The following is an 18,042-nucleotide window of genomic DNA, read 5'->3' on the forward strand; positions in this document are numbered from 1 at the left end:
CAGCGTTTTGTTAACATTTATGAGGAAGTAAACATTTTATGATGCGTATAGCTCTGTTCCTGCTCACCAACCTGGCGGTGATGTTGGTTTTCGGGCTGGTGCTCAGCCTGACAGGAATCCAATCCAGTAGCGTTCAGGGCCTGATGATCATGGCCGGTCTGTTCGGCTTCGGCGGTTCGTTTGTCTCACTGCTGATGTCCAAATGGATGGCGCTGCGCTCCGTCGGCGGGGAAGTGATTGAACAACCGCGTAACGAGACCGAAAACTGGCTGCTGGAAACGGTACGCCGTCAGTCGCAGCAGGCAGGCATTGCCATGCCGCAGGTGGCTATTTATCACGCACCAGACATTAACGCCTTCGCCACCGGTGCGCGCCGTAATGCGTCGCTGGTCGCCGTCAGCACCGGCCTGCTGCAAAGCATGAGCCGTGATGAAGCGGAAGCGGTTATTGCCCACGAAATCAGCCACGTTGCCAATGGCGACATGGTCACCATGACGCTGATCCAGGGCATCGTGAACACCTTCGTGATCTTCATCTCACGACTGATCGCACAGGCCGCCGCCGGCTTCCTGGGCAACCGTGACGGCGAAGGGGAAGGCAACGGCAACCCGATGATCTACTTCGGCGTGTCGATGGTTCTGGAGCTGGTATTCGGCATCCTGGCCAGCATTATCACCATGTGGTTCTCGCGTCACCGTGAGTTCTATGCCGATGCAGGTTCTGCCAAACTGGTGGGCCGCGAGAAAATGATCGCGGCGCTGCAACGGCTGAAAACCAGTTACGAGCCGCAGGAAGCGGGCAACATGATGGCGTTCTGCATCAACGGCAAATCCAAGTCGTTCAGCGAACTGTTCATGTCGCACCCGCCGCTCGATAAACGTATCGAAGCGCTGCGTTCAGGTCAGTACCTGAAGTAACCCTGAGAACGTTAAAAACCCCGGCTCGCCGGGGTTTTTTTATGTCCGTTATTTGGCCGGCCGGCTGCTTTCTGCCGGTTGTGAGCAGGGTTGGGTAATGCGCAGGCTGCTGACCACTGCCGCCAATGTGGCGAAGGTACCGGCCAGAATCAATGAGGCATGGGTGCCGGAGGTGGGAAACAGGTTGAACATTAATGCCACCAGCGCGGCTCCCGAGGTCTGTCCCAACAGCCGGGCGGTGCCCAGCATGCCACTGGCACCTCCGCTGCGGTTACGCGGGGCGGCGCAAATAATGGTGTGGTTATTCGGTGACTGAAACAGTCCAAAACCGGCACCGCACAGCACCATACGCCAGATGATATCCAGGTCTGAAGGGTTTTGCGGCAGCAGCGCCAACAAAAACAGGCCCAGTGCAAACACCGCCAGACCGATACAGCCTAACAATCCGGCATGAATGCGCTCCACCAGTCGTCCTGCAAGCGGTGCCATGACGATTATCGCCAAAGGCCATGGCGTCAGCAGCAACCCGGTGGCGACCTCGTCGCGGCCCAACGTGCTTTGCAGGAAGAACGGCAGTGAGACCATCGCCAGCATCTGCGCGGTGAACGAACAGACCGAGGTGCCCATCGACAGGGCGAAAATCGGGATGCGCAGCAGGTCGACCGGCAGCAGTGGGAACTCCTGACGCAGCTGTCGGCGAACAAAGAAGAAGCCAATCACCAGCAGCGCGGCGATTTCGCTGAAAATCAGCGTCAGGCTCTGGCCCTGGGCAAAGCCGCTGATGGCGGTGATCAGTAGCCCAAAGGTCAGGGCATTCATCACCGCGCTGGTCGGATCAAAGCGCTGATTAGTACTTTTTTGGCTATTGCCGGGCAGGTACTTCATCCCCAGCAGCAACGCCACGATACCAATCGGCAGGTTAATCGCGAACAGCCATTGCCAGGAAGCCACCGACAGGATAGCCGCCGCCACCGTAGGCCCGGCAGCCGAGGAGAAAGCGACAATCAGCGAGTTGATGCCCATACCGCGCCCGAGAAACCGCTGCGGATAGATAATGCGGATTAACGCCGTGTTGACGCTCATGATGGCGGCAGCACCAAAGCCCTGCAGCACGCGGGCAATGGTCAGCGTAGTCAGCGAGTCTGACAGGGCGCAGAACAGCGAAGTAATGCTGAACACCAACAGGCCTGCCTGATAGATGCGACGATAGCCAATCAGGTCGCCGAGCGAGGCCAACGACAGTAGTGAAATGGTGATCGCCAACTGGTAGGCGTTAACCACCCAGATGGAGCTGGCCGGGCTGGCATTCAGATCGCGCGCGATGGTCGGTAGTGCCACGTTGGCAATCGCGCCATCGAGCACCGAAACGGTGATGCCCAGGGCAATGGCGAGGATAGCCCCATAGCGTTGTGGGACGGGGAGGCCGTCAGTACAAGAACGCATGTTGATCTCGAAGGTATTAATCCGGGGGAGTATTACCATGCTAATCATATTCGTCTGTGATTGCACCCACAGTTTCCTGCGCAATTGTAATAACCGATCACCGCAGAGAGCCCAAGCCCCTCTGGCATTTGTCCCCGGGGCAGATTGCGTGCTCTCTGGGGTACCGCGTATACTGAAACCCTTGTTCAAATTTCTTAAAACAGAAAATGCCGGATAGGATATTGACTATGGTTAACGCAGACTCAGATAAACAACCGGATGCAGTTTCATCCGTACTGAAGGTATTCGGTATCCTGCAGGCGCTGGGTGAGGAACGCGAGATCGGCATTACTGAGCTTTCCCAGCGGGTGATGATGTCCAAGAGCACCGTCTACCGTTTTCTGCAGACCATGAAGTCATTGGGCTATGTTTCGCAGGAGGGTGAGTCGGAAAAATACGCGCTCACGCTCAAGCTGTTTGAACTGGGGGCCAAGTCGCTGCAAAGCGTCGATCTGATCCGCAGCGCCGATATCCAGATGCGCGAACTGTCGAGCCACACCCGCGAAGCTATTCATCTCGGGGCGCTGGATGAGGACAGTATTGTCTATATCCATAAAATCGATGCCATGTATAACCTGCGTATGTATTCGCGTATTGGTCGTCGCAACCCGCTGCACAGTACGGCGATCGGTAAAGTGCTGTTAGCCTGGCGCGACCGGGCTGAAGTGGCGCAAATCCTGTCAAAAATTGAGTTTACCCGCAGCACCCCGAACACCCTGACCGATGCCGCAGCCTTGATGTCGCAACTGGAGCAGGTGCGTGAGCAGGGGGTGGGTGAAGACATTGAAGAGCAGGAAGAAGGGTTGCGCTGCATTGCGGTGCCGGTGTTTGACCGTTTTGGCGTGGTAACCGCCGGTCTGAGTATCTCGTTCCCGTCCATTCGTTACTCGGAAGATGCCAAAGCCGATTACGTCAACCGTCTGCATACCGCCGCCCGCAACATTTCCGAGCAAATGGGTTATCACGACTATCCATTCTGATCCCGTGGGTTCGAATAATTCATGGCGTTGCCAGTTATGGGCAGCGCTTTTTTTATTTTAGATTTAGCGGTTTTTCAGACGTAAAAAAACCGGGGCCTGCTTCAGCCCCGGTTTTTTAATGCCGACGAAATTTACTGGTGAGCCAGTTCCACTTCGTCTTCGCTGTCCATAATGGACTTGTCGGTTTGCTTCATCAACTGACTGGTGATGGTCCCAGCAGCCATAGAGCCGTTGACGTTCAGTGCGGTACGGCCCATGTCGATCAGCGGTTCAACCGAGATCAGCAGCGCAACCAGCGTAACTGGCAGGCCCATCGCCGGTAGCACGATCAGCGCGGCGAAAGTCGCACCGCCACCGACACCGGCGACGCCGGCGGAGCTGATGGTGACGATACCGACCAGGGTGGCGATCCACACCGGGTCCAGCGGATTAATACCGACGGTTGGGGCTACCATTACCGCCAGCATGGCCGGGTACAGACCGGCACAGCCGTTCTGGCCGATAGTGGCACCAAACGAGGCCGAGAAGCTGGCGATGGATTCAGGTACGCCCAAACGACGGGTCTGCGCTTCCACGTTCAGTGGAATGCTGGCGGCGCTGGAGCGGCTGGTAAAGGCGAAGGTGATCACCGGCCATACTTTGCGGAAGAACTTCAACGGGTTAACGCCGGTGAAGGCCAGCAGGGCGGCGTGCACGGCAAACATGATCGCCAGACCCAGATAGGAGGCGACGACGAAGCTACCCAGTTTGATGATGTCGTGGACGTTAGAGCCGGCGACCACTTTGGTCATCAGTGCCAGTACGCCGTACGGAGTCAGTTTCATCACCAGACGCACCAGCTTCATTACCCAGGCCTGCAGGGTATCGATCGCCACCAGCACGCGTTCGCCTTTAGGCTTGTCGTCTTTCAGCAACTGCAGCGACGCCACGCCGAGGAAGGTCGCGAAGATCACCACGCTGATGATTGAGGTCGGGCTGGCCCCGGTCAGATCGGCAAACGGGTTTTTAGGAATAAAGGACAGCACCATCTGCGGTACGGTCAGGTCGGCCAGTTTACCGACGTAGTTGCTTTGGATCGCTGACAGACGTGCGTTTTCTTGCGCCCCTTGCACCAGACCCTCGGCGGTCAGACCAAACAGGTTGGTCACCAGCACGCCCACCAGCGCCGAAATCAGCGTGGTGAACAACAGGGTGCCGATAGTCAGGAAGCTGATTTTCCCCAGAGAAGAGGCGTTGTGCAGCTTGGCGACCGCGCTCAGAATTGAGGCGAACACCAGCGGCATCACAATCATTTGCAGCAGTTGCACATAGCCGTTACCGACAATGTTGAACCAGCTGATGGATTCTTTCAGTACCGGGTTGTCCGAGCCGTACACCAGTTGCAGCGCCAGACCGAACACCACGCCCATGACCAGGCCGACCAGTACTTTTTTCGCCAGGCTCCATTGCTTATGACGGCTTTGCGCCAACAGCAAAAGGAGGGCGACAAAAATCACCACGTTAATAACCAGCGGAAGATTCATCCCCAATGTCTCCAATTATTTTTTCTTATATAAAAATGGCTATGCACCAAGGCGTAGCGATACTAAATATCGTAACAGTTTGCGTAACGGCTCACTTATATCCAAATGGAATTTTATATAACTTTATTGGTGATTTTGTTTAATTAATAATCTTTACGGATATTAAATGGCCATTTTTTTGTGATCACAGTCTGATATTTTTTATTTGTTCAAAATAGGACTGCACAGGAATGGTGCAACCGCCTTGCCAGTAGATCGCAAAAGCCACCAGACACAGGCACAGAGCGCGCTCGAGTTGGTTGCCTTTCTGAGAATTTAGCAGCGGCAGGCGAAAACGCCAGCGACAGGGCCAAAGCAAGGGCACGCCAGCGGGGGTGAGCATATCTGCCAACAGGTGGCTGAAGTAACCGATAATCATCGCATGCAGGACATCCGGCGGGATCGGCCAACTGCGCGGCACGTCAAGCTGGAACAGTGCCATGCCGCCGGCGATCGCCAGCAGGCTATGAGTAAAACCGCGATGGCCGAAGGCACGTGAAATAGGAATGGCGATCCAGCGCAGGCGCTGGCCTAACACCGATTTGGGGTGATCGATATCAGGCAGCAACGAAGTCAGCAGAGCGGCGGGGATAATATGCCACCAGTCGCCGGTAGCAAGCGATGGTGTCACCTCGGCCTTCTTGGCGAAAATCGCGCAAGCGACAGAGAAAATAAGATGTCCTTCCGCGGTCATACTGCATTTCCGGCTGATAAACTGTTAATTTATCCAGTATATGGGAAAATTCCCAGTAGTGGAAGCAGTTACCCTGTAACCAATTGTTTATTTTATACGGTTTTACAACGGCTTGTTTGGTCAGTGTTAAAGGGGGATGCGTTTTTTTATCTGGTAAGGCTGATGGAGGAAGAAAGCTCCGGACGACAGGATCAGGTTGCGTGGCAGTGACAGCCTGTGCCGATCGCCCGGCGCTTTCTTATGGCCCTAGCATAAAGAGTGCGGCAGGCTAACTCAATATAAATGAAATGGTGTTTTATTTATTTTATGACGTAATGCGCTATTTTGAAATTAAGCGGTGATGGGGCTTAAAGGGGATGAGTAACGGCACCGGGAGTAGACCGATGCCGTGAAGATTAGGCCAGGTGATCAGGTGTCAGCTGCTCCAGCGTTTCGAGCTTATGGTCGGCCAATGCCCAGCGCGCATCGTTGCGATACTCGTGCGCCGGGATAACGATCGAACGCATTCTGGCGGCTTTGGTGGCAATCATGCCGTTGAATGAATCTTCCAAAGTGATACAGCGCAGTGGATCACTGCCGAGACGTTCGGCGGCAATCAGATACACTTCGGGGTGCGGCTTGCTGTAAGGCAGATATTCGGCGGAAACCAATTGGTCAAAGTAGCCTTCAAGGTCAAACATCTGCAGAACCTGTTGTTGCATGTGAAGCGGCGAAGCTGAGGCCAGGCCGATATTCAGATCCAGACTGCGGCACAGCTCCAACGCCTGCTGCACGCCCGGCAACAGCGGCTGTTTTTCACGTACCAGTTCTATGGCGCGTTCGATGATCCGCGCGGAGACTTCCTCTTGCGAGACTCCTTGCCACGGCATGGCCTGGTACCACATTTTCACCACCAGATCGATGCGCAGACCCAGGGTGTCCGGTAGCTTGTGGCGGTCAGACAAATCCAGCCCCAGTGCGCCAAAGATATCCAGTTCCGCCTGTAGCCACAGGGGTTCTGAATCGATCAATAAACCATCCATATCAAAAATAGCGGTTTCAATGCGTTGCGAATAGGCCATTAGCGGTTAACTCCTTGCCGGCGCCGGTGAATGTGGCCAACACTTTATCATCGCTGACGGCGAGACTAAAACTTTTGCCTGCCAGGCTGAGCCCGGCCAAAGCGCAGGATACGCCACACTTCCCGCAGTTTTAACCACCAACGCTGATGTTGGCGCTCGGTGACCTGCTGTAGCATGCGCGCATAGTCCAGCACCAATCCTGGCGTCCAGGTCATGCTTTCGCCACGGCTGCGCAGCACCGCCAGCATCCACAGGTTGGGATCGAGCACCAGCAACAGAAAACGGCGCCACAGATGTTTATCGCCCAGAACGCCCTCCAGCGCGCTGTCGAGTGCCCGAATCACCGTGGTGGAACAGTTGCGACGGGTCAGGTTGTAGGTGGTGTCCTGCTGATAGTGCTGCCAGAAAGTGCGCAGCGCCGCGGGGTTATAGCGGTGAAACTGGATTTTTTTGTCCGGTGGGCACCAGGCCGCCACCTCTTGTTGCAGGCCCGGCAGAAAACGGCCGTCGACGTTGTTTTGCTCGCCGGAATGCAGCAACTGGCGAAAATCCTGTGTGGAGTGGCTGATATCGTTAAGCGGATAGTGACTAATATACAGATCCGGATCGAGCGCCAGAGCGGCATGACCGGTGGAAATATTACCGCCGCCGTCTACCGCAGCGATGTAGCGGTCGACGATGTAACGTCGGCGCGCGTCCTTTGCCGAACCTATTGGCGTCCAGACGTACACGTTGAGCGGGGTGATATCATGCGTCCATTGTGGTTCGGGCTGACCCTGATTCTGATTCAGCGAAAAGCTTTCCAGTCGCCGAGCAATACGCAGCAGCGCCCAACCGGAAAGCAGGATCATTACGCCAAGGCAAAAGGGTACCGTCATCCGGTGCGGCACCGGCCAGCCGACGAAAATCATCAGCGACAGCAGAATTTCGCCGCTGCCGGCCAGCGCTACCGGTTTCCATCGGCTGTGCTGGATCACCGTGGAGGAGGCGATACGTACCGCACCGTCAAGCAGCAGTGCGCTGCCAAACACCAGCGTGGCGACGATGTTATCGTCTGCGGGCACGTCCAGTATCAAAAAGGCCATAAACAAGAAGCTCAGCCCTTTCAGCAGCACCGGTCGGCTGGCGGCAGAGCCAATCACCAACGCGGCGGATATCGCCACCAGCCCCTCCAGCGCCAGCATGACGGCCAAAGCATCTAACGCCAGCACCGAACGACCATCTTGCAACACATCAAACAGCATCAGTATGCCCACGCAGATCCACAACCAGCCGAACAGCATCAGCAGGCGGCGCTGGCCGTGCAGCGCCTGTGCGCCCAGCAATAAGATAATCAGCCGAATCATGGCGGCTCCTGTTTAAACGGATTGATTTAACTATATAACTATTTAATGGTAACGCGCGGTCATCGTTAAGCTGTTGATTTCGGATAATCCCGGCTACGCTTGTAGCACAGTAACGGTGAAGAAAACGGTGGGCGAGTTTCAGTAACTACAGGTAGACTTAGCCAATTACGGTTACGTCGCTTACAAGGGGAACACATGACGTATCAACAGGCTGGGCGCATCGCCATTATCAAACGTATTCTTGGCTGGGTGGTTTTTATCCCTGCGTTACTGTCGACGCTGATCTCAATGTTGATGTTTGTTTATCAGCACAGCGAAAAGACTAAAGGCATCAATGCGGTAATGCTGGATTTTGTCCACGTGATGGTCGATATGGTGCGCTTCAATACGCCGTTCCTGAATATCTTCTGGTATAACTCGCCGGTTCCTGACGTAGAAAAAAGCCTGTTCAGCGGCGCTAATTTCATGTTTATCGTGATTTATATTCTGATTTTCGTCGGGCTGGCTTTGCAGGCTTCAGGTGCGCGCATGTCGCGTCAGGTGAAGTTTATTCGCGAAGGCCTGGAAGACCAGATGATCCTCGAACAGGCCAAGGGCAGCGAGGGGCACACCCGCGCGCAGTTGGAAGAACGTATCACGTTGCCGCACCACACCATTTTGCTGCAATACTTCCCGTTGTACATTTTGCCGGTGGTGATTGCGGTGATCGCCTGGTTTGTCATCAAACTGCTGGGCCAACTGGCCGGCGCGGCTTAAGGTGAGATGAGGTTGAGGCGCTGGGTTCAGCGCCTCGATTTTATTGCGGTTAGGAATGCAGCAGGGCTTCCACCGCGCGCTGGGCCTTGACCAGATGCTGACCGCCAAACAGATTGCTGCGGTTGAGCAGGTAATACAGTTGATACAGCGGCTGACGTTCGATAAATCCATTCTCCAAAGGCCAGACGCTCTGGTAGCCGTCATAAATCTGCGGCGGCAACTCCGGGTACAGTGGCAGCATCGCCAAATCACACTCTCTGTCTCCCCAATAGCAGGCCGGATCAAACAGCAAGGGGCCGTTGGCGGTTAAAGCGCAGTTGGCCGGCCATAAATCGCCATGCAACAGTGAAGGCTGCGGCTGATGGTGCTGCAGGCGCAGATACACCGCGTCAACAATCTCATCAATATCCCCGAAGGTCATGCCTTTCTCTGCCGCCATCTGCAACTGCCAGCCAATGCGCTGCTCGGCAAAAAATTCAGACCAGCGGCGCTGCCAGGCGTTGGGTTGCGGAGTGGTGGACAAATCGTTGTCGAAGTCGAGGCCGAACTGCGGCTGTTCGCTCCATTGGTGCAGATGAGCCAGTTGTTGGCCAAGACAGTAGGCGCCGTGGGCATCAAAGGGTTTCAGGGGTTGGTATTCCAGCAGCAGGAAGCTGTAGTCGCGATCGCTGCCGACGCCGTACACCTGGGGCACTCGCACCGTTTTACTGCGGGCAAGTAACTCCAACTGGTCGGCCTCGGCGGTAAAGATCGGCAACAGTTCCCGGGCATCGCATTTGACAAACACCTGGTGCTCACCGTAATTCACACGCCATGCCGGATGAATATCGCCCCCGGGCAGTTCGGTTCTTTCGCGGATTTCTGCGCTGCCAAGATGTTCACTTAACAGACGGCTAACGGCTTGCCACATGGTACACCCCCTCTGTGTTGCCTGCGAATTCATTAGGTTAGCGTCTTTAGCCTGAAGAAAACACGACCTGGCGCACAGCTGGCACCAACAATTGGCGATTTTCTCACCACCCGCGTTTGCTCAAAGTATATACGCTATTGATTAATTTAAGTACGGCGCATGTTGCAACTTGCCGGCGGGAGGGCGATGTTTATCAGGCCAGCTGCGGCTGAGACAAGGGGGGGTTTTATTGATGTCTTTTACTATCAATGAGATGAGAAATTAATGGAGCAAAACCAGCAGTGGCAACGCGGTGAATACCGAATCAACAGTGATAAAAGTGAATTAAATATCGTCTTTACCCACGCTTTTTTGACCACCTCGACCTGGGCGAGTGGCATTTCGCTGGCGACGGTGCAGTTGTCCATCGACAACAGCCTGTGTTTTGGTTTGTATCATCAGCAACAACAGATTGGCTTTGCCCGTCTGGTTACGGATTACGCCACTTTTGGCTACCTGTGTGATGTGTTTGTCTCGCCGGATTACCAGGGGCAAGGGCTGGCGCGTTGGCTGATGGATTGCACGTTGGAACACCCTGTGCTGCAACGGCTGCGGCGGATAATGTTGGTGACCGGCACTGCGCCGTGGCTGTATCAGAAAGTGGGTTATGAAGCGGTGAATCGTGAGGATTTTGTCTGGCACATTGTCCGGCCGGATATCTACCAGCAGCAGTAACATCAGGCGGCGGTGCTATTGCGCACCGCCGCCTGTTTCAGGACTTGGCGTTGAGCAAATCGTTATCGTGACGTTGTAACGGCCTGAACTTGCTGTAGAGCAGGGCGACCACAAACAGAATCGCCTGTACGATCACAATGCAGGGGCCGGTAGCGCCGTCGATGTGGAAGCTGATCAAGGTGCCGAGCACGCAGGAGAACACCGAAACCACCGTGGCGACCATCAACATGCGATCGAAGCTGCGGCACAGCATAAAGGCAATAATCCCTGGAGCGATCAGCATCGCAATTACCAGAATCACCCCCACCGCCTGCAGCGAAGCGACAATGGTCAGCGCCAGCAGGCACAGTAATCCGTAATGCAACAGCTTCACCGGCAGACCAATCACCCTGGCATGGTTGGGATCGAAACAGTAGAGCATCAGATCTTTGCGCTTTAGCAGCACCACCAACAGGGTAATACCGGCCATCAACAGCGTCTGTTTCAGTTCGGCATCGGTAATGCCCAACATATTGCCGAACAGAATGTGGCTCAGATGCTGATCGGTATCGACGCGTGAAAACAACACCAGCCCGAAGGCGAACATGCCAGAGAACACGATGCCCATCACCGTATCCTCTTTCACCCGGCTGTTTTCTTTCAGATATCCGGTGGCGACCGCGCAGAAAATACCGGAGAAAAACGCGCCGATCACCACCGGGATACCGAGCACGAACGCCAGCACGATGCCGGGCAGCACCGCATGCGAAATGGCATCGCCCATCAGCGACCAGCCCTTGAGCACCAGATAACAGGACAGTACCGCACAGACTACGCCAGTGACGATAGCGGCCAGGATCGCCCGTTGCATAAACGGATAGGCGAACGGTTCGCTGAGCAGTTGATACAGAGTTTCCATCAGTGGCCTCCGGTCTGTTCACTCGCCACGCGGCGTTTGGATGCCAACAGGCCGTGTTTCGGGGCGAAGAAAAAGGCGGCCAGGAACACCAGCGTCTGCAGGGTCACGATCACCCCACCGGTCGCGCCGTCGAGGAAGAAGCTCAGATAGGCCCCGAAGCTGCTGGTTAATGCACCGATCACGATGGCAATGATCACCAACCGACTGAAACGGTCGGTCAGCAGATAGGCGGTTGCCCCCGGCGTGATAACCATGGCGATCACCAAAATCGCACCGACGGTTTGTAATGCCGCCACGGTGCAGGCGCTGAGCAGGGTGAAGAACAGGATCTTCAGCCGTAGCGGCGACAGGCCGATCGACACCGCGTGGTTTTCGTCAAAGAACACCGCCAGCAGATCTTTCCACACCAGGCACAGGATCAGCAGCGATACGCCGATGATAATCTCGACCTGCAACACGTCTTCGTCGGCGATGCCGAGAATATTGCCGAAGATAATCGACTGCACGTTAACCGAGGTTGGGTTGAGCGAAACGATCAGCAGGCCGACGGCGAAGAAGGTGGAAAAGATAAAGCCGATAATCGCGTCTTCACGCAGGCGAGTGACGTGGCGCACCAGCGTCATGGCCAGCGCGGCCAGCATGCCGGTAAAGAAGGCACCCGCGGCGTAGGGCAGGCCCAGCGCATAGGCACCCGCGACCCCAGGCACCACCGAGTGCGACAACGCGTCGCCCATCAGCGACCAGCCTTTCAGCATCAGGTAAGCCGACAGGAACGCACAGGCGGCGCCGACGATGGCGCTGACCCAGATGGCCTTGACCATGTAGTTGTAACTGAAGGGTTGCAGCAGAAGTTCCAGCATCAGGGTTGTTTCTCCTTTGGCTGGCTTTGCGCAGGCGGGTCACTCTTGGTATGGCCGTAGAACACCGCCGGGCGCTCGTCATCGGTCAATACCGTCAGGGTGCGCGGATCGTTGTCGTCGTGCAGATCCGGGCCGGACAGGTTGATATGGCGCAGTACGCCGCCGAAGGCCTGTTCCAGGTTGCTCTGGGTAAAGGTGGTTTCGGTCGGCCCCGCGGCCAGCACCGTGCGGTTAATCAGGATCACCCGTTCGCAAAACTCCGGCACGCTGCCCAGGTTATGGGTGGAAACCAGGATCAGGTGGCCTTCATCGCGCAACGCGCGCAGCAGATCAATAATGGCATTCTCGGTTTTGACGTCGACGCCGGTAAAGGGCTCGTCCAGCAGCAGCACCGTGCCTTGCTGAGCCAGCGCTCGCGCCAGAAAGACGCGTTTTTTCTGCCCGCCGGAAAGCTCACCAATCTGGCGAGAGCGCAGTTCGCTCAGGCCAACGCGCTCCAGCGCCTTATCGACCCGCAACCGGTCTTCCTTTGAAGGAATACGCAGGAAATTCATCTTGCCGTAACGGCCCATCATCACCACGTCTTCCACCAACACCGGGAAATTCCAGTCAACCTCTTCGGTTTGCGGTACGTAGGCAATCACGTTTTTCTTCAGCGCCTGCGCGACCGGCTGTTCGTTGAGCTGTACGCGGCCGCTGGTGGGCCTGACCAGCCCCATAATGCTTTTGAACAGGGTCGACTTACCGCTGCCGTTGACGCCAACCAGCGCGCAGATGGCACCGCCACTCAGGGTGAAACTGGCGTTGTGGATCGCGGTATGGCCGTTGTTGTAAGTGACGGTAACGTCGTCCACGCTCAATTCAGGGCGGACAAAAACCTCGGTGGTCATTGATCAAATCCTTTGGCAATGGTTTGTACGGTGACATTGAGCAGGTCAATATAAGTCGGCACCGGGCCACCCTGAGCAGACAGTGAATCGACATAGAGTACGCCGCCGTATTTTGCACCGGTCTCTTTGGCGACCTGTTTGGCAGGTTTGTCGGAAATGGTGCTTTCGCTGAATACCACCGGGATGTGGTTGGCGCGCACGGCGTCGATCACCCGGCGAACCTGCTGCGGCGAGCCTTGCTCATCGGCGTTGATTGGCCACAGATACACTTCTTTCAACTGATAGTCTTTTGCCAGATAGCTGAAGGCACCTTCACTGGTCACCAACCAACGCTGGGCTGCCGGGATGCGTGCCAGACGTTCGCGCAGCGGTGCGTCCAACGCGGCAATTTTGGCGGCATAGGCCTTGGCATTGCGGTTATAGGTTTCTGCGTTGGCCGGGTCGTGCTGCACCAGCGCCTTACGAATATTCTCGATATACACCAGCGCGTTGCTGGCGGACATCCAGGCGTGAGGATTAGCGTTACCGTTATAAGGCCCTTCGCGGATCGGCAGTGGGGTGATGCCTTCGGTGACGACCGCAGCCGGCACCTGTTTGATGTTCTCAAAGAAGCGCTGGAACCAGCGTTCCAGATTCATGCCGTTCCACAGGATCAGGTCGGCGTGCTGCGCCTTGACGATATCGCGCGGCGTCGGCTGGTAATCATGGATTTCTGCGCCCGGTTTGGTGATCGACTCTACCACGGCGGCGTCACCGGCCACGTTCTGGGCGATATCCTGAATGATGGTAAAGGTGGTTACCACGCGCAGTTTTTTTTCTGCCAATGCGGCCTGGCTGGCGAGGCCGGCAGTCAGTAACAGGCACAGCAGGGCGACAGGGCGGAAAAAGCCGCAGAGCTTAATAAGGGATAGGCGGGGAAAAGCGCGTTGTTTCATAAACATGGTGACATCTCCTGGCTCAAATGAAAATGATTATCAATATCAACTAGAGCAAAGTCAAGCGTCACCTGCCGGCCGACTGCCGGTTATTTACTCAATGGAAAAAATAATACCACCCGGTGAGTTATAGCATTTTATGTATCAGTATGTAACCGCTTAGCGTAATCGTCGTAGGTGACAATATCGACCTCCGGAGTCTTACCCAACGCGACCTGCCCAAGCTTCTGTGCCAGTAGTTGCACATCCTGTTGATCCAGTGGGGTTATCAGCGCAAAACTGTTGCTGCCCAGTTCGTGCGGAACGCCATTTTCGTCTGCCACCGACGTGACAAATCCCTGAAGGGTTAATTGTCCTGTCAGCTTGGCCAAATCAGCTAATCCTTCTTCCTGATAGCGAAAAGTCACCACAAAACACGTTGTTGCAGATTGACTCATAAATCACCTCTTGGTATACGAGTAGCTTGAGATTAGACCAAAAAAAGCGTACAGGCGTCCTTACAAGTTGTATATGCTACGCAACTCATTGAAAGGAGTGAGGGATTCTGTGAAAACAAAAATAGGTTGCCTGACGGCAATTTTGCTTTTGTCGGGTTGTGCCAAAGACCCGCAAACAGCAACCAATATTTCAGGCAGTGGCACATCGCGTGGCGGTTGGTTAAAGACTCCCCCGCAGGCTCCGGTTAACCGTACAGGGACACCGATAGCCTATAACGATTACATTCGTCAGGCCGCTAACAGCTATGGCGTTGACGAAACGCTGATTAAAGCGATTATCCAGGTGGAATCCGGGTTTAACCCGAATGCAGTCAGCACCTCGAACGCAGTGGGATTAATGCAGCTGAAACCTTCAACCGCCGGGCGTGACGCCTATCGTCTGAAAGGAAGAAGCGGGCAGCCAAGCTCGCGTGAGTTGAAGGATCCGGCGGTTAATATTGATCTGGGAACGGCCTATATCAATATTCTTCAAAGCCAGCAGCTAGCCGGGATCAACGATCCACAGACGTTACGTTACGCCACCATTGTTTCTTATGTGAATGGAGCGGGCGCCATGCTACGGACCTTCTCATCGGACAAGCGCGTAGCGGTGAATCGTATCAATCAGATGAGCCCGGATGAGTTCTATCAGCATATCCAGAAAAAGCATCCGGCCCCGCAGGCGCCGCGCTATTTATGGAAGGTGACCACCGCCTACCAGGCAATGTCACCCTAGTTCAGATTTCTTTGCTAAACCGGCCTCTTAATGGGGCCGGTTTTTTATTGGCGCGAGGTAAAATCGCGATGCACTTCTCATTTTTCGTTATTTCCCATCCTGTTACCTAAAAAACCGCACGAATAGTTAATTTTACATTAACCCGCAAATCTTTACGTTCATTCAATAAGTTACCGGTAACATCGTGGCATTTGGTCACATTTTGGGCTTCAATAAATATACAAATAAGTAACAATTTATGTTTAAAACCCGCATCGACCGCAAGGTTGAGGTTAAATAGTTGTGATTATCTTTGGATGGAATGTGATATGTCGGACGATAAAACTAACAATTCACGGCGCGATTTCCTGTTGAAATCGATGACTTTAATCCCCGCAGCGGTGATTGGCGGCAGTGGCGTTAGCGCGCTGACAGCCTCAATACCGGCGGTCGCGGCAACAGACACCCCAAAACCAAGCGACTACCAGCCTACCTTCTTTACCCCGGAAGAGTGGGCCTTCGTCAAGGCGGCTGTGGCACGCCTGATCCCGGCCGACGATCGTGGCCCTGGCGCGCTGGAAGCCGGCGTGCCGGAGTTTATCGATCGTCAGATGAATACCCCGTACGCGACCGGATCCATCTGGTATATGCAGGGGCCGTTTAACCCGGATGTCCCGAAGGAAATGGGTTACCAACTGCCGCTGGTGCCGAAACAGATCTACAACCTGGGTATCGCCGATGCCGATGCCTACTGCAAGAAAACCGCCGGTAAACCTTTTGCCGAACTGGACGCCGCACAGCAGGACGCGCTGTTGCAGAAATTTGAGTCCGGCGAAGCGGAATTCGCACAGTTGCCTGCCAAGCTGTTCTTCTCCTACCTGCTGCAAAACACCCGCGAAGGTTTCTTCAGCGACCCGATCCATGGCGGTAATAAAGACATGGTCGGCTGGAAGCTGATTAATTTTCCGGGCGCACGCGCCGACTTTATGGACTGGGTTGAGCGAGGGGAACGTTATCCCTTACCCCCGGTATCAATTCGTGGGGAGAGGGGGTAACAATGGCAACGGTAATGAAAAAAGTAGACGCGGTGATCGTCGGCTTCGGCTGGGTGGGCGCCATTATGGCCAAAGAATTGACCGAGGCCGGGCTGAACGTGGTGGCTCTGGAGCGCGGCCCGATGCGCGATACCTATCCGGACGGTTCCTACCCGCAGGTGATCGACGAACTGACCTATAACATTCGCCGCAAGCTGTTCCAGGATTTGTCAAAAAGCACCGTGACCATTCGTCATAATACCAGCCAGACGGCGGTGCCTTACCGTCAGTTGGCGGCGTTCCTGCCGGGTACCGGCGTGGGTGGTGCAGGCCTGCACTGGTCTGGCGTGCATTTCCGGGTCGATCCGATTGAATTGCGCATGCGCAGTCACTACGAAGAACGTTACGGCAAGAGTTTTATCCCGAAAGACATGACCATTCAGGATTTCGGCGTCAGCTACGCCGAGCTGGAGCCGTTCTTCGACAAAGCGGAGAAAGTGTTCGGCACTTCCGGCACCGCCTGGACCATCAAAGGCCAGAAAGTGGGCCAAAAGGGCGGTAACCCGTTTGCCGGTGACCGTTCCGATGACTTCCCGTTGCCGGCGCAGAAAAATACTTTCTCCGCCCAGATGTTCGAGAAAGCCGCGCGAGACGTGGGATACCATCCTTATAACCTGCCTTCTGCCAACACCTCGGATTCCTATACCAACCCGTATGGCGCGCAGATGGGGCCGTGCAACTTCTGCGGTTTCTGTAGCGGTTACGCCTGCTATATGTATTCCAAAGCCTCGCCGAACGTCAATATTCTGCCGGCATTGCGCATGGAGAAACGCTTCGAGCTGCGCACCAACGCCAACGTGTTGAAAGTGAACCTGACCGCCGACAAGTCTCGTGCGACCGGTGTGAATTACATTGATGCGCAGGGTCGTGAAGTTGAGCAACCGGCCGAACTGGTGATCCTGGGCGCGTTCCAGTTCCACAACGTCCACCTGATGCTGCTGTCTGGCATCGGCAAACCTTACGATCCGGTGACCGGCGAAGGGGTGGTTGGGCGTAACTTCGCCTATCAGAACATGACCACCATCAAGGCGTTCTTCGACAAGGACGTGTTCACTAACCCGTTCATCGGCGCCGGTGGTAACGGTGTGGGTGTGGACGACTTCAACGCCGACAACTTTGACCATGCCGAGGCAGGCTTTGTTGGCGGTTCGCCGTTCTGGGTCAACCAGGCGGGCACCAAACCGATCTCCGGCTTGCCAACCCCTCCGGGTACCCCGACCTGGGGCAGTAAGTGGAAAGCGGCGGTGGCAGATGCCTATACCCATCATGTCTCGATGGATGCCCACGGCGCGCATCAGTCTTATCGCAGCAACTATCTGGATCTCGATCCTACCTACAAGAACGTGTTCGGCCAGCCGCTGCTGCGCATGACGTTCGACTGGCAGGAAAACGACGTCAAGATGTCGCAATTTATGTACGAGAAAATGGCGCCGATCGCCAAGGCCATGAACCCGAAACTGATCTCCGGCAGCCCAAAAAATGCCGACAGCCATTTCGATACCACCAGCTACCAAACCACTCATATGAACGGTGGTGCGGTGATGGGCGAAGATCCGAACACCAGCGCGGTGAACCGCTATCTGCAGAGCTGGGACGTGCATAACGTGTTCTCGATCGGCGCGTCGGCCTTCCCGCAGGGGCTGGGTTACAACCCGACCGGCACCGTGGCCGCGTTGGCTTACTGGTCTGCACGCGCTATTCGCGAGCAGTATCTGAAAAACCCAGGCCCTTTGGTGCAGGCATAAGGACGGC

General features: G+C 55.4%; 18 protein-coding genes. 7 read left to right on the top strand and 11 right to left on the bottom strand.

The genetic code is table 11. The features are described from left to right. Positions 1-38: 38 nt before the first annotated feature. Positions 39-917, top strand: coding sequence for a protease HtpX (gene htpX / locus ACSOSI_RS11255; protein ID WP_012144856.1), 879 nt, complete (start codon positions 39-41; stop codon positions 915-917). A gap of 48 nt (positions 918-965) precedes the next feature. Here htpX and ACSOSI_RS11260 read toward each other — a convergent pair whose 3' ends face one another. Then, positions 966-2,360 (bottom strand): MFS transporter, encoded by a 1,395-nt coding sequence (locus ACSOSI_RS11260; protein ID WP_476707081.1) that lies wholly within the window; start codon positions 2,358-2,360, stop codon positions 966-968. Positions 2,361-2,587: 227 nt separating this feature from the next. Here ACSOSI_RS11260 and kdgR point away from each other — a divergent pair, with 227 nt between their 5' ends. Beyond that, positions 2,588-3,379: a DNA-binding transcriptional regulator KdgR gene (kdgR, locus tag ACSOSI_RS11265; protein ID WP_476707082.1), complete on the top strand. Its 792-nt coding sequence runs from the start codon at positions 2,588-2,590 to the stop codon at positions 3,377-3,379. A gap of 131 nt (positions 3,380-3,510) precedes the next feature. On the opposite strand, the gene ACSOSI_RS11270 is transcribed toward kdgR, so the two are convergent. The 4 genes from ACSOSI_RS11270 to ACSOSI_RS11285 all read right to left on the bottom strand — a co-directional run bounded on the left by ACSOSI_RS11270 (position 3,511) and on the right by ACSOSI_RS11285 (position 8,042). Further along, positions 3,511-4,902: an L-cystine transporter gene (locus ACSOSI_RS11270; RefSeq protein ID WP_476707083.1), complete on the bottom strand. Its 1,392-nt coding sequence runs from the start codon at positions 4,900-4,902 to the stop codon at positions 3,511-3,513. A 184-nt stretch (positions 4,903-5,086) separates the two neighbouring features. Continuing rightward, complete coding sequence (locus tag ACSOSI_RS11275) at positions 5,087-5,635, bottom strand: metal-dependent hydrolase (RefSeq protein ID WP_012144860.1); 549 nt, start codon at positions 5,633-5,635, stop codon at positions 5,087-5,089. A gap of 395 nt (positions 5,636-6,030) precedes the next feature. Further along, the gene (hxpB, locus tag ACSOSI_RS11280; protein ID WP_135344375.1) at positions 6,031-6,696 is read right to left on the bottom strand and encodes a hexitol phosphatase HxpB; all 666 of its coding nucleotides are present in this window, start codon (positions 6,694-6,696) and stop codon (positions 6,031-6,033) included. Between the two features lie 65 nt (positions 6,697-6,761). Beyond that, complete coding sequence (locus ACSOSI_RS11285; protein ID WP_476707084.1) at positions 6,762-8,042, bottom strand: HdeD family acid-resistance protein; 1,281 nt, start codon at positions 8,040-8,042, stop codon at positions 6,762-6,764. Between the two features lie 195 nt (positions 8,043-8,237). Between ACSOSI_RS11285 and ACSOSI_RS11290 the strand changes: the two genes are divergently transcribed. Further along, positions 8,238-8,798 (top strand): YniB family protein, encoded by a 561-nt coding sequence (locus ACSOSI_RS11290; RefSeq protein WP_012144863.1) that lies wholly within the window; start codon positions 8,238-8,240, stop codon positions 8,796-8,798. Positions 8,799-8,847: 49 nt separating this feature from the next. On the opposite strand, the gene ACSOSI_RS11295 is transcribed toward ACSOSI_RS11290, so the two are convergent. Then, positions 8,848-9,708, bottom strand: a complete 861-nt coding sequence (locus ACSOSI_RS11295; protein ID WP_017892619.1) for a fructosamine kinase family protein — start codon at positions 9,706-9,708, stop codon at positions 8,848-8,850. A 264-nt stretch (positions 9,709-9,972) separates the two neighbouring features. Between ACSOSI_RS11295 and ACSOSI_RS11300 the strand changes: the two genes are divergently transcribed. Next, entirely contained in the window at positions 9,973-10,422 is a 450-nt protein-coding gene (locus ACSOSI_RS11300; protein WP_012144865.1) for a GNAT family N-acetyltransferase, read from the top strand. A 37-nt stretch (positions 10,423-10,459) separates the two neighbouring features. Here the strand turns inward: ACSOSI_RS11300 and ACSOSI_RS11305 are convergent, their stop codons facing one another. From ACSOSI_RS11305 to ghoS, 5 genes are all read right to left on the bottom strand, one after another. Next, entirely contained in the window at positions 10,460-11,320 is an 861-nt protein-coding gene (locus ACSOSI_RS11305; RefSeq protein WP_012144866.1) for a metal ABC transporter permease, read from the bottom strand. Further along, a complete protein-coding gene (gene yfeC / locus ACSOSI_RS11310) occupies positions 11,320-12,180 on the bottom strand; it encodes an iron/manganese ABC transporter permease subunit YfeC (protein ID WP_476707085.1) in 861 nt (286 codons plus the stop codon). The genes ACSOSI_RS11305 and yfeC overlap by 1 nt, the downstream gene beginning before the upstream one ends. Further along, positions 12,180-13,070, bottom strand: coding sequence for a manganese/iron ABC transporter ATP-binding protein (locus ACSOSI_RS11315; protein ID WP_476707086.1), 891 nt, complete (start codon positions 13,068-13,070; stop codon positions 12,180-12,182). Before ACSOSI_RS11315 ends, yfeC begins: the two co-directional genes overlap by 1 nt. Next, positions 13,067-14,011, bottom strand: coding sequence for a metal ABC transporter substrate-binding protein (locus tag ACSOSI_RS11320; RefSeq protein ID WP_476707087.1), 945 nt, complete (start codon positions 14,009-14,011; stop codon positions 13,067-13,069). Before ACSOSI_RS11320 ends, ACSOSI_RS11315 begins: the two co-directional genes overlap by 4 nt. Before the next feature lie 131 nt (positions 14,012-14,142). Beyond that, positions 14,143-14,442 carry a type V toxin-antitoxin system endoribonuclease antitoxin GhoS gene (gene ghoS / locus ACSOSI_RS11325; RefSeq protein ID WP_012144870.1) on the bottom strand — a complete coding sequence of 100 codons (300 nt, stop codon included), beginning with the start codon at positions 14,440-14,442 and terminating at the stop codon, positions 14,143-14,145. Positions 14,443-14,551: 109 nt separating this feature from the next. Between ghoS and ACSOSI_RS11330 the strand changes: the two genes are divergently transcribed. The 3 genes from ACSOSI_RS11330 to ACSOSI_RS11340 all read left to right on the top strand — a co-directional run bounded on the left by ACSOSI_RS11330 (position 14,552) and on the right by ACSOSI_RS11340 (position 18,035). Then, positions 14,552-15,217 (top strand): transglycosylase SLT domain-containing protein, encoded by a 666-nt coding sequence (locus ACSOSI_RS11330; RefSeq protein ID WP_017892622.1) that lies wholly within the window; start codon positions 14,552-14,554, stop codon positions 15,215-15,217. 308 nt (positions 15,218-15,525) lie between these two features. Further along, positions 15,526-16,251, top strand: coding sequence for a gluconate 2-dehydrogenase subunit 3 family protein (locus ACSOSI_RS11335; RefSeq protein ID WP_017892623.1), 726 nt, complete (start codon positions 15,526-15,528; stop codon positions 16,249-16,251). Positions 16,252-16,253: 2 nt separating this feature from the next. Continuing rightward, positions 16,254-18,035: a GMC family oxidoreductase gene (locus ACSOSI_RS11340; RefSeq protein WP_026142344.1), complete on the top strand. Its 1,782-nt coding sequence runs from the start codon at positions 16,254-16,256 to the stop codon at positions 18,033-18,035. Positions 18,036-18,042 lie beyond the last annotated feature (7 nt).

The sequence above is a fragment of the Serratia sp. AR11 genome (genome assembly GCF_056376275.1).